An 11739-nucleotide genomic window follows, 5' to 3' on the forward strand; every position below is an offset into this window, starting at 1 on the left:
TACAACCCAACTTCCAAACTCTAAAATCCAAAATCGTTATGACCCACTCGACGGATATTGCCACGTTGGCCCGCTGGATGGCTTGTGACTTTAGCAACCAGCAACAAGCTTTTGAAAATCCTCCTTTTTTTGCCCACATTCGTGTTTGTATGCGACCTCTGCCGGTAGAACTCCTCGGTGGCATGAGTCTTTATTTAGAGCAGGCGTATGATTATATGCTCAATGAGCCTTACCGAGTGCGGGTTTTAAAGTTGGTGCCGGCAGAGGATCACATCAAAATTGAGAATTATGCGGTTGAGGGAGAAGAACAGTTTTATGGGGCTTCTCGCCAAAGCGAACGGTTAAAAGACCTCACGGTTGAGCGGCTGAAACTCTTACCAGGCTGCACGTTTATCACTCACTGGACAGGGAACGGCTTTAAAGGCGAAGTGGAACCGGGTAAAGGTTGCATTGTGGTGCGTAAAGGAAAAACGACTTATCTTGACAGTTTCTTTGAAATTGATGAACACAAATTCGTCAGCCATGATCGGGGACGAGATCCAGAAACCGACGAACATCTCTGGGGTGCACTTGCCGGCCCATTTGAATTTGTCCGCTGTGGCAGTTTTGCTGATGAGATCGCTGTAAGCGCTTAACCGTCTTTTGTCCTTTGCTTGATAAAATTAACTGCATAGTTAAAGGGATTTGTCAACAATTAAAGACAAAAGATTGATAGCAAAGGACAAACGACAAATACCAACAGACCCCAAGCGAAATATGTCACAGGGTACACAAACCTGATACATTTACCGAGTATTGGCAAGCAAGATTCATCAACTTATGAGAGTCCTGGTTATTGGCGGTGATGGCTATTGCGGTTGGGCAACCGCACTTTATCTTTCTAACCAAGGTTACGAAGTCGGCATTTTAGATAGCTTAGTGCGGCGGCACTGGGATCTAGAACTTTGTGTAGAAACCCTGACTCCGATTGCGCCGATCCAGCAACGTATCCAGCGCTGGCGCGATCTCACCGGCAAATCCATCGACTTATTCGTTGGGGACATCAACAATTATGATTTCCTCAAACAATCGCTGTGCCGGTTTGAACCTACCACAATCGTCCACTTTGGCGAACAGCGTTCCGCACCTTTCTCCATGATTGACCGCGAACACGCAGTTCTGACCCAAGTCAACAACGTCGTGGGAACGTTGAATCTGCTGTACGCCATGAAAGAACATTTCCCAGATTGCCACTTGGTAAAACTGGGGACAATGGGTGAGTATGGCACGCCGAATATCGATATTGAAGAAGGATACATCACCATCGAACACAACGGGCGCAAGGATACCTTACCGTATCCCAAGCAACCGGGTAGCTTCTATCATGCCAGTAAAGTCCATGACAGCACGAACATCCAGTTTGCTTGCCGGATCTGGGGTTTGCGGGCGACTGATTTAAATCAAGGCGTTGTTTACGGCGTCTTGACAGAAGAAACCGGCATGGATGAACTTTTAATCAACCGACTGGATTATGATGGCGTGTTTGGGACAGCCTTGAACCGTTTTTGCATCCAGGCCGCAATTGGCCATCCCCTAACCGTTTATGGCAAGGGTGGACAAACGCGGGGCTTCTTAGACATTCGCGACACAGTTCGGTGCATGGAATTAGCAATTGCTAACCCAGCGCAACCCGGTGAATTTCGAGTCTTTAACCAGTTCACCGAACTGTTTAGCATCGGCGACTTAGCCATGATGGTGAAAAAGGCCGGCAATGCAGTCGGATTAGATGTAGAAATCCAAAACGTTGATAATCCCAGAGTTGAAAAAGAAGAGCATTATTTCAATGCTAAAAACACCAACCTTCTTGATCTGGGTTTGCAGCCTCACTATCTCTCTGATTCGCTGTTAGATTCATTGCTGAACTTTGCCATTAAGTACAAAAACCGCGTTGATAAAGAGCAAATTCTGCCCAAAGTTTCTTGGCGTCGATAAGTCAGCTGCCAGCAGTCAGCCGGTATTGACAACGAACAACTGACGGCTGGGTGCTGACAGCAGATAACTGACAACTGACAACTATGCGAATTGCCCTTTTTACCGAAACTTTTTTGCCTAAAGTTGACGGCATCGTGACGCGCCTGCGCCACACAGTTGAACATTTGCAGCGTGCCGGCGATCAAGTCTTGATTTTTTGCCCTGATGGGGGCTTGCGTGAGTACAAGGGAGCTAAAATTTACGGCGTTTCTGGTGTCCCCCTACCGCTGTACCCAGAGCTGAAAATGGCCTTCCCGCGACCGGCAATTGGGCAGCAGCTAGAACAGTTTCAGCCAGATATTATTCATGCTGTCAACCCAGCCGTTTTGGGGTTGGGCGGGCTTTACTACGCCAAAACTTTAGGCATTCCCTTGGTGGCGTCTTACCATACTCATTTGCCGAAATATCTCCAGCATTACGGGTTAGGAATGCTAGAACCCTTGCTGTGGGAATTGCTAAAAACCGGCCACAATCAAGCTCAGCTCAATTTGTGCACCTCGACGGCAATGGTGCAAGAATTGACAGAGCACGGCATTGAACGGGTAGATCTCTGGCAGCGAGGGGTAGATACGGAGATGTTTCAGCCCCATTTAGCCAGCGAGGAAATGCGCGTGCGCCTCAGCCAAGGTCATCCGGAAAGCCCATTATTACTCTATGTTGGGCGGTTGGGTGCTGAAAAAGAAATTGAACGCATTAAGCCGGTGCTAGAAGCGATTCCTAATGCCCGTCTTGCTTTAGTGGGGGATGGCCCAAACCGGCAAGCCCTGGAACAGCACTTTGCCGGCACACCCACCCATTTTGTCGGGTATCTCCAAGGGTTAGAATTAGCCGCCGCATACGCCTCTGCCGACGCTTTTATCTTCCCCTCGCGCACTGAAACGCTCGGTTTGGTGCTGCTAGAAGCGATGGCTGCTGGTTGCCCTGCTATCGCGGCGCGTTCCGGGGGAATTCCCGATATTGTCACCGATGGTGTCAATGGCTATCTCTTCAACCCAGAAGATGAAAATGGGGCAATCGCAGCTACTCTCAGCCTCTTAGGGCATCGTGAAGAACGGGAAACCCTGCGGCAAAACGCGCGCCGGGAAGCCGAACGTTGGGGATGGGCTGCTGCCACAGCTCAGCTGCGCCGGTACTATCAAGCTGTACTCGCACCTCAATCCATGCCCAAGGCAGCTTAGCAACGAAATGTCATGACGACAAGCTATTGACCGTGAGAATTTAAACGGTAGCAGAACTCAAAAAGGATAGCTAACTAAGTATAAAATTTTGACAATAAAGTTTGACGGCTCTGGGATGAGTTTTGATAAACTTGGCTCACCATGAGGGGCTAGCGGCTAAGGTTCAATTCTCCATCCTGGCAGTCCTGCTGACATTTATGTATAACACTCCCTACTTCGCCATCACCGGCAGCGCTGATTTTCTCAGCTTGTTGCAGTTTCCTTTCATGCAGCGTGCGATCGCCGGTGGCATCCTCATGGGCATTTTGGGAGGCTTACTCGGCAGCTTTGTCACCCTGAGACGGTTGTCTTATTTCAGCGATGCTGTTGGCAGCGCATCTCTGGTAGGCATTGTTTTGGGCGTCTTAATCAACGTGAATCCAACTTGGACGCTGCTGCCCTTCAGCATCATTTTTGGCCTCAGCGTCCTGTACTTAATTGATCAAACCGATCTAGCTAGCGACAGCGTTTTCAGTATTGCAGAATCGGGAGGCTTGGCTATCGGTGTCATCCTCACCAGCTTCATCCCCGGTTATCGGGGCAACTTGCTAGCAGTTCTGTTTGGCGATATTTTGGCTATTAATGAGACGGATTTAATCTTAATTCTGCTGCTGCTTCTCGCTAGCGCGATGTTCGTGCTGTCAACCCTGCGACAGCAAATTCTATTAACCTTAAATCCTGCTTTGGCAAAAGTTCAAGGTGTCTCTGTAGACTTGCACCGATATGTGTTTGTGGTGTTGCTTTCTCTAACGGTTGCTGTGGCGATCAAAGCTGTGGGAATACTCCTCGTTAACGCCTTTCTCGTCATTCCCGCTTCCACCGCCAAATTACTCAGCCACAAATTTGCTCAATTTCTGACCCTTTGCGTGATTTTGGGCGTTTTTAGCAGTGCCATTGGCTTACTCGGTTCGGGCCTTTTCAACTTTGCCTCTGGACCCAGTATCGTCTTGGTGCAGTTTTTGCTATTTGTTGGGGTTATGGCTTGGCAGAAGGGTTTGGGCGTGAGGAACAGAGTATAAAATATGGCTCACTAGCTTTTAGCCGTTGCCCTGTCAAGGTGTTTGATCTGTGTGGGTTCGTTGCTCAATTAGACTTGAAGGCGCACTTGCCCGTCAACTTTTGGTCAATCAACTGCTCGTCAAGAACGCCAAGACCGTTGAGATCACCTTGACAGGACTAATCCTGGCATTTAGCCTCTAGTGGCAGCCACAGCCGGTGTGACCGCAGCCTTCTCCGCCAGCATGACCATTGGCGCAAGCGTCGCTACAGTAGGGCTTGCCATCTTTATGTATGGCATTTTCAAGGGCTACTACGCACAGGCAAGACTCACAGGCACATTTCATTTGGGTTACAGTGGCCATAACTTTCTCCGGTTCAGTTCTTAATGGGTTAAATATCTGAATACTTGTTCAGTCTTTCTTACTATAACACCTGAACAGCGGGCCAGAGGTTATATGAGCTGCTTTTAAAAAATCGATATAAGATTTATCCCCCAGATGGAGTTGGCAAAGAAGTTGCCGGTAGTCTACCGGCAATGGGGTAGGAAAAATGGACAAAGCTGATTGACTCAGGCAAACACCGGCCGCCGGCCCAAGGTAAACTGTAACGGTTTTAGATTTGAGAGTGAATTCAAAATCGAAAATCCAAAAGTATGAAGTACGCTCTCGTTCATGAATGGTTAACGCCATTGGCAACCGGCGGGTCAGAATTGGTTGTGCAGGAAATTTTGCAGCACATCAATGCCGATCTCTACGCACTTATCGATTTTGAATCGACCAATCCAGAAAGCTATCTCTTTAAGCGTCCAATCGGAACAACGTTTCTGCAACATTTTCCCCTAGCGAGGAAGGGGGTGCAAAAATATCTGCCTCTGCTGCCGGTGGCGATTGAACAGCTGGATTTGCGAGAGTATGACGTGATTTTGTCTTCTTCCCACGCGGTGGCAAAAGGAGTGCTAGCAAGTCCGCAGCAATTACATATCTGCTACTGCCACACGCCGATGCGCTACGCCTGGGAGATGACGTTTGATTATCTCAATAGCAGCGCAGCCGGCAAAGGGCTTCCAGGGATTTTAACGCGACAGTTGCTACACCGGCTTAGGCAGTGGGATGCCATCTCAGCAAACCGAGTTGACTACTTCATTGCCAACTCCCGGCATACCGCTCAACGCATCTGGCGCTGCTACCGGCGCAAAGCCGAAGTGATCTATCCGCCGGTGAATATCGAGAGATTTTCCGTTCAACCGCACAAGCAGGATTTTTACCTAACCGTTTCCCGGTTAGTAAGTTATAAAAAAGTATCTTTAATTGTCCAAGCCTTCAACCAGTTAGGACTTCCCTTAGTGGTGATTGGCAGTGGAGCTGAGTTGCCACTGATTCGCAAAATGGCTAACCCCAATGTGCGAGTGCTGGGTTGGCAGCCGGCTGAAGTTGTGGAGAAGTATATGGCTGAGGCGAAAGCCTTTGTGTATGCAGCCTGCGAAGATTTTGGGATGGCTTTGGTGGAAGCCCAAGCCTGCGGGACGCCGGTAATTGCCTATGGTGCCGGTGGCGCACTGGAAACAGTGCGAGATATTCAGCAACACCCGGATTTAGGGACAGGCGTGTTTTTTGCCCAGCAAACCACAGCCGCTTTAATGGAGGCAGTGGAGACTTTTGAGGCATTTCAGCCGGCTTTTAATCCCGACAAGGTGAGAGCAAACGCAGAAAAATTTGCCCCCAAAATCTTTAAAGAGCGGTACTTGGCCTATTTAGATCATTGTTATCAAGAATTTGAGGCTAGAAATCTACGCTAAAAATCTGTATCTTACTGTCCATAGCTTTGAAAGCCACTTCGCCGCCCTTGAGCGTCTAGAGGCTTTATGATCAGGACTGTGTGTGGTGTGAATTGAAGGAGTAAGATGACTGCCGAAAGCCAACTCATCTCCGGCAAGGTCATTCGGGCGATGGTCAAACGGGGCTTTCCGCCCCTCGCATTGAGTGGTCTAGACGGAGAGTTTTCTAAGCGGTTGTTCGATATTCTGTTTTCTCTATGTGTTCTGATCCTGTTTTCCCCAGTTTATCTGCTCTTAGCTATACTGATCGCTCTGGCCTCGCCAGGGCCAGTTTTTTACAGACAAGAGCGTGTGGGAAAAAACCGCCAATCCTTTGGCTGTCTTAAATTCAGAACAATGGTTCAAAACGCTGACGAAATGTTGCTAGAACTGATAACAGAGTCCCCCCATCTTCGTCAAGAATTCGAGAATAATTTCAAGCTTAAGCAAGACCCCAGGATTACCTGGATCGGTCGATTTTTAAGGCTGACTAGCTTAGATGAATTTCCTCAATTTTGGAATGTTTTGAAAGGGGACATGAGCGTTGTCGGGCCTAGACCTTTAGTTGAAGAGGAACTGCCGAAATATGGACGGCATATAGATAAGGTGCTAACCATCCGGCCTGGAATTACAGGCTTATGGCAAGTATCTGGGCGGAATGATATTCCCTACCCCCGCCGAGTTCAAATGGATGTCTATTATGTCAACTTCCGGAATTTTTGGATGGATTTGTGGTTAATTTTCAAAACCCTTGGCGTTGTTATTTTCCCCAAAAATAATGGAGCCTACTAAAACCAAAAGTAGGGTGCGCTCGGCGCATAAAGTTTGTGAAAGACGCAATGCCCTATTGAGTCTGACACAAACAATCTCTCAGATGCTACGGTTCAAGGAGTGGCAAACATCCAAAAAATTTTGAATTCTTTACAAACATTTTAAAGTTGATGGGTGCTTGATTTCCGATTTGAAGTTAACGTAGGGATTGACACTCCCCATTTAATCCCATCAGGGAGATTTTCAGATCGGGAGAGGGTGCGGCAAGAGCAGTTGGGATTCAAGCAGGCACTCGTCCCCAGTTCAGGGTCACAAGACGCCAAAGCAGGGGAAAGTGCCATCCATCAGCCTTGCGAATCATCGGTGAGCTATCTGATGCCCCAGATGGTAAATATCCGGTGGTCGGCAGGCTATGTCTGGCAGATGATATCAGCCAACCAGAAATGGGAACTCTACACTCAGTCTCGCCGGTTATGGGCAGCCGGCCTATCTATCAAAGAACTGAATTTTACGTTCAGATTCTTCTTTGTAACGAACCATAAGGAATACTGAGGATGACGCAACGGAAGCGAGCGCTGATCACCGGCATTACAGGTCAAGACGGCTCCTATTTAAGCGAGTTGTTGCTGGAAAATGGGTATGAAGTTCACGGTATTATCCGGCGGACTTCCACGTTTAACACTGATCGGATTGACCACATTTATGTCGATCCTCACAACGAAAGCGCACGGTTATTTTTGCACTACGGTGATTTGACCGATGGCACAACTCTGCGGCGAATCTTAGAAGAAGTCCAACCTGTAGAAATTTACAATTTGGGTGCTCAATCCCATGTACGGGTGAGTTTTGACTCGCCGGAATACACGGTTGATACCGTGGGAATGGGAACACTGCGCCTGCTAGAGGCAATTCGAGACTATCAGCAGCGTACCGGCATTGAAGTGCGCTTCTATCAAGCCGGTTCCTCGGAAATGTATGGCAAAGTCCAAGAAATTCCTCAGAAGGAAACGACCCCGTTTTATCCAAGAAGTCCCTACGCCTGTGCCAAACTTTACGGCCACTGGCAAACGGTGAATTACCGGGAATCCTATGGACTGTTTGCGTGTAATGGCATCCTTTTTAACCACGAAAGTCCGCGTCGGGGCGAGACATTTGTAACGCGCAAAATCACACGGGCAATTGCTAGAATTGTTGCCGGCAAGCAGAAAAAAATCTTTCTGGGCAACCTAGATGCTAAGCGAGATTGGGGTTATGCAAAGGACTATGTTAAAGCCATGTGGCTAATGCTACAGCAAGAAGAACCCGATGATTATGTGATCGCAACCGGCGAAACTTACTCAGTCAAAGAGTTTCTTGATATTGCCTTTAAATACGTCAACTTAGACTGGCACGATTACGTAGAGTTTGATGAGCGATACCTGCGGCCAGCGGAAGTTGAATTGTTGATTGGAGATTCCACAAAAGCGCGGAAAAAATTAGGTTGGGAACCAACCGTCACTTTTGAAGAATTAGTGGGTTTGATGGTCAAAGCAGACTTAGAAGTGCTGGGTGTAATTTCGCCCAATGAAGATTTGGCCCAAGTTTTTAAGGATCACGCTTTTATCCGTCAAGAAGCGGGGGGTAGGTTTGATTAATTTTAGACTTTAAGTTGAGATTGAGATTTCTAAACCCAACTTAAAATCTAAAATCTAAAATTCCAAGACGCAGGCGGAAGGACGCAAAAATGACAACACTAGAGCTAAAAGACAAACGAATTCTGGTAACGGGGGGCGCTGGTTTCTTGGGCCGGCAAGTGATAGATCAGCTCGTCAAAGCCGGCGCTGACACCCAAAAAATTACAGTGCCGCGCTCACGTGAGTACGATTTGTGTTCAATGGATGCCTGTCAACGAGTTGTCCAACAGCAGGATATTATCGTTCACCTAGCGGCACACGTGGGTGGCATTGGTTTAAATCGGGAAAAACCGGCCCAATTATTTTACGACAACCTGATGATGGGCACTCAGCTCATTCATTCCGCCTATCAAGCCGGTGTCGAGAAATTTATCTGTGTTGGCACGATTTGTGCCTATCCTAAATTCACGCCAGTGCCTTTTAAAGAAGATGATCTTTGGAATGGCTATCCGGAAGAAACCAACGCGCCTTATGGAGTTGCAAAAAAAGCTTTATTAGTGCAACTCCAAGCTTATCGGCAACAGTACAACTTTAATGGTGTTTATCTGCTGCCGGTGAATTTATACGGGCCAGAAGATAACTTTGACCCTAGCAGTTCTCACGTCATTCCCGCCTTAATTCGTAAAGTTTACGAAGCCCAACAGCGAGGAGACAAACAACTGCCTGCGTGGGGAGACGGCACTCCCAGCCGCGAATTTTTGTATTCAACCGATGCAGCGCGGGGCATTGTCATGGCAACCCAAAAATACAACGATCCAGATCCAGTAAATTTGGGAACCGGCTATGAAATTACCATCCGCGATCTAGTAGAACTGATCTGCGAGTTGATGGAATTTAAGGGAGAAATTATTTGGGAAACTGATCAACCCAATGGTCAGCCACGTCGCTGCTTGGATACCGAACGAGCAAAGCAAGCTTTTGGTTTTACTGCCCAAGTTGAATTCAAAGAAGGGCTGAAAAATACCATTGATTGGTATCGCCAGCACGCTGCTTAAATCTAAGAAGCCTGTTTTCTCAAACAAAACAGGCTTTTTTATTCTTTCCCTTTCCAACGGATGGCGCTAATATCTCATCAGAAGCCAATAGAAAATTCACCTTAGAAATTAAGGTAAAAAAAAATCAGAGGGGTATCGTTAATCCGATGAAGATATTTTTTATTGCCCCTATCTTGGTAAAACGATATTTTTTTTCACATGCCCATCGCTTATTTATTCGGCTATCTCCTCAGTCTACTTTTTCCGGATTTATTATTACCATTCACAATTGCCGGCTACTGGTTCTCCTAGGTTTTGGGATTTATTTTCAGGCAAGTGAACCCAGCCGATACTTTTTTTGAAACCAAAAAAAATTTTCAAGAAAGATTGGTTGACAAGTTTGGCGACTTTAACGTTGTATACAATTGTGTTTGTCGTCTTGCTCAAACTTAATATCTTTAGTTTGCTAATAGAATTAGCTCTACCTTACTATTCCAACCCAAAAATTTTATAATAACCGGGTAATGAGTAGCACTGACTCCCAGCTAGATAAAGCAACATGGCGACGTGCGCTTTTGCAGCAACGGCAATCACTGCCGGCAGATATTTGGCAGCAAAAAAGTACGCAGCTTTGCAGCCACCTGCAATCCTCATCTCTGTTCGCTCAATCACAAACCATCCTGGCTTACTTCAGCTTTCGCCAAGAACCAGACCTCAGTCTTTTATTTAGTGATGATCACAGATGGGGATTTCCTCGATGTGCCGGCACATCTCTGTCTTGGCACCTCTGGAAGTCCGGAGAAGCCCTAGAAACCGGCAGTTATGGTCTGATTGAACCCAAGGCGGATTCCTCAATTTTGCAGCCGGCAGAAGTAGATTTAATTCTTGTCCCAGCCGTTGCCTGTGATCAGCAGGGATATCGCTTAGGCTATGGCGGTGGCTTTTACGACCGGCTCTTCAGTTCACCGGAGTGGGCATCCAAACCAACCCTCGGTATTGTGTTTGAATTTGCTTACTTGCCCCAGTTACCTGTCGATACTTGGGATCAAAAATTGCAGGGCGTTTGTACAGAAGTGGGGATAAAAATGATGCGATAAAATCCCCACTTTTTCAGGCCAATTCTTTGAACCTTGCGCGACGGACAATAGTCCGTCGCACTCCAACTACCTACTTTTGAGTGGTCTTTAGTCAGAAAAATAAAATTACTATAATATGGCATTGCATATATTTTTGCAACCCGGTTTTACTACTTTTTTCTATAAAAAACTGAGCAAATTTTCTTCCACCTTAAAATTCAAGGATCAGCTCTTTAAAGGAGATTAGTATTAAGACATTGAAAGTTTGTTTTAAAATTAAAAAGTCTGTTATTAGATTGCTAAAAAAAATCCATGCTTGATCGAAAAAATCAAAAATTAAACTTTAAACCTAAACGTCTAAATGGATCTGGGTGGAAATACCTTTGGATGTATGGGCTACTGACTGCGCTGGCATTTATTATGCTCGTGCCCCTGTTTTGGTTAATTAGTACGTCCTTGAAGTCGCCGGCAGAAAACATTTTCCAGTTTCCCCCGCAATTGCTGCCGGCTCAGCCGACATTACAGAACTTTGTCAAAGTTTGGCTGTCCGAACCTTTTGGCCAATATTTGTTCAATAGCACGTTGGTTGCCGGCTTGACAGTTGGGTTAAATCTGCTGTTTTGCTCTCTCGCTGCTTATCCTTTAGCACGACTAGATTTTCGAGGACGCGACTTAATTTTTACCGCTATCGTTTCCACCATCATGATTCCCTTCCAAATCGTGATGATTCCCCTGTATATCTTGACCGTAAAACTCCGCCTGATTAACACTTACCTGGGCATCATTTTTCCTTCCCTTGCTTCCGCCTTTGGCATTTTTCTATTACGGCAAGCTTTTATGGGTGTGCCTAAAGAATTAGAAGAAGCCGCCCGAATGGATGGCTGTTCTGAGTTGGGGATTTGGTGGCATATCATGCTACCTGCGATCCGACCGGCACTGGTGACACTGGCCATCTTTGTGTTTATCGGTTCTTGGAGCGACTTTTTATGGCCTTTAATTGTCTTAGATAAGCCTGAATACTATACCTTGCCTTTGGGAGTAGCAACCCTTGCCGGCACCACCTTTTCCTTAGATTGGCGGTTAATTGCTGCCGGTTCTGTGATTTCCATCTTGCCAGTGCTGTTTCTCTTTTTATTCGTACAGCGCTACATTGTTCCCACAGATGCCGGTAGTGGAGTTAAGGGTTAAATACCCGTTTTGCTTAGT

General features: G+C 46.7%; 12 protein-coding genes. 11 read left to right on the plus strand and 1 reads right to left on the minus strand.

Annotated features, from left to right (window positions below):
• The first annotated feature begins 38 nt into the window (after window positions 1-38).
• From H6F56_RS15120 to H6F56_RS15135, 4 genes are all read left to right on the plus strand, one after another.
• On the plus strand, window positions 39-635 hold the full coding sequence (locus H6F56_RS15120) for a chromophore lyase CpcT/CpeT (RefSeq protein WP_190669558.1): 597 nt from the start codon (window positions 39-41) through the stop codon (window positions 633-635).
• A gap of 184 nt (window positions 636-819) precedes the next feature.
• On the plus strand, window positions 820-1971 hold the full coding sequence (locus H6F56_RS15125) for an NAD-dependent epimerase/dehydratase family protein (RefSeq protein WP_190669560.1): 1152 nt from the start codon (window positions 820-822) through the stop codon (window positions 1969-1971).
• Window positions 1972-2054: 83 nt separating this feature from the next.
• The gene (locus H6F56_RS15130; RefSeq protein ID WP_190669562.1) at window positions 2055-3188 is read left to right on the plus strand and encodes a glycosyltransferase; all 1134 of its coding nucleotides are present in this window, start codon (window positions 2055-2057) and stop codon (window positions 3186-3188) included.
• 131 nt (window positions 3189-3319) lie between these two features.
• Window positions 3320-4246, plus strand: coding sequence for a metal ABC transporter permease (locus H6F56_RS15135; protein WP_323798469.1), 927 nt, complete (start codon window positions 3320-3322; stop codon window positions 4244-4246).
• 177 nt (window positions 4247-4423) lie between these two features.
• Here the strand turns inward: H6F56_RS15135 and H6F56_RS15140 are convergent, their stop codons facing one another.
• Window positions 4424-4588 carry a metallothionein gene (locus H6F56_RS15140; protein ID WP_190669564.1) on the minus strand — a complete coding sequence of 55 codons (165 nt, stop codon included), beginning with the start codon at window positions 4586-4588 and terminating at the stop codon, window positions 4424-4426.
• 290 nt (window positions 4589-4878) lie between these two features.
• Here H6F56_RS15140 and H6F56_RS15145 point away from each other — a divergent pair, with 290 nt between their 5' ends.
• From H6F56_RS15145 to H6F56_RS15175, 7 genes are all read left to right on the plus strand, one after another.
• On the plus strand, window positions 4879-6021 hold the full coding sequence (locus tag H6F56_RS15145; RefSeq protein WP_190669565.1) for a glycosyltransferase: 1143 nt from the start codon (window positions 4879-4881) through the stop codon (window positions 6019-6021).
• A 105-nt stretch (window positions 6022-6126) separates the two neighbouring features.
• The gene (locus H6F56_RS15150; RefSeq protein ID WP_190669567.1) at window positions 6127-6831 is read left to right on the plus strand and encodes a sugar transferase; all 705 of its coding nucleotides are present in this window, start codon (window positions 6127-6129) and stop codon (window positions 6829-6831) included.
• Window positions 6832-6984: 153 nt separating this feature from the next.
• Window positions 6985-7362, plus strand: a complete 378-nt coding sequence (locus H6F56_RS15155; protein WP_190669569.1) for a hypothetical protein — start codon at window positions 6985-6987, stop codon at window positions 7360-7362.
• A 2-nt stretch (window positions 7363-7364) separates the two neighbouring features.
• Window positions 7365-8444 carry a GDP-mannose 4,6-dehydratase gene (gene gmd, locus H6F56_RS15160; protein ID WP_190669571.1) on the plus strand — a complete coding sequence of 360 codons (1080 nt, stop codon included), beginning with the start codon at window positions 7365-7367 and terminating at the stop codon, window positions 8442-8444.
• A gap of 89 nt (window positions 8445-8533) precedes the next feature.
• Window positions 8534-9478 (plus strand): GDP-L-fucose synthase family protein, encoded by a 945-nt coding sequence (locus H6F56_RS15165; RefSeq protein ID WP_190669573.1) that lies wholly within the window; start codon window positions 8534-8536, stop codon window positions 9476-9478.
• A gap of 503 nt (window positions 9479-9981) precedes the next feature.
• On the plus strand, window positions 9982-10554 hold the full coding sequence (locus H6F56_RS15170) for a 5-formyltetrahydrofolate cyclo-ligase (RefSeq protein ID WP_190669575.1): 573 nt from the start codon (window positions 9982-9984) through the stop codon (window positions 10552-10554).
• 366 nt (window positions 10555-10920) lie between these two features.
• Window positions 10921-11721 (plus strand): carbohydrate ABC transporter permease, encoded by an 801-nt coding sequence (locus H6F56_RS15175; protein ID WP_242032036.1) that lies wholly within the window; start codon window positions 10921-10923, stop codon window positions 11719-11721.
• Window positions 11722-11739 lie beyond the last annotated feature (18 nt).

Origin of the sequence: Microcoleus sp. FACHB-672 (genome assembly GCF_014695725.1) — a bacterium.
Taxonomy (GTDB): Bacteria; Cyanobacteriota; Cyanobacteriia; order Cyanobacteriales; family Oscillatoriaceae; genus FACHB-68.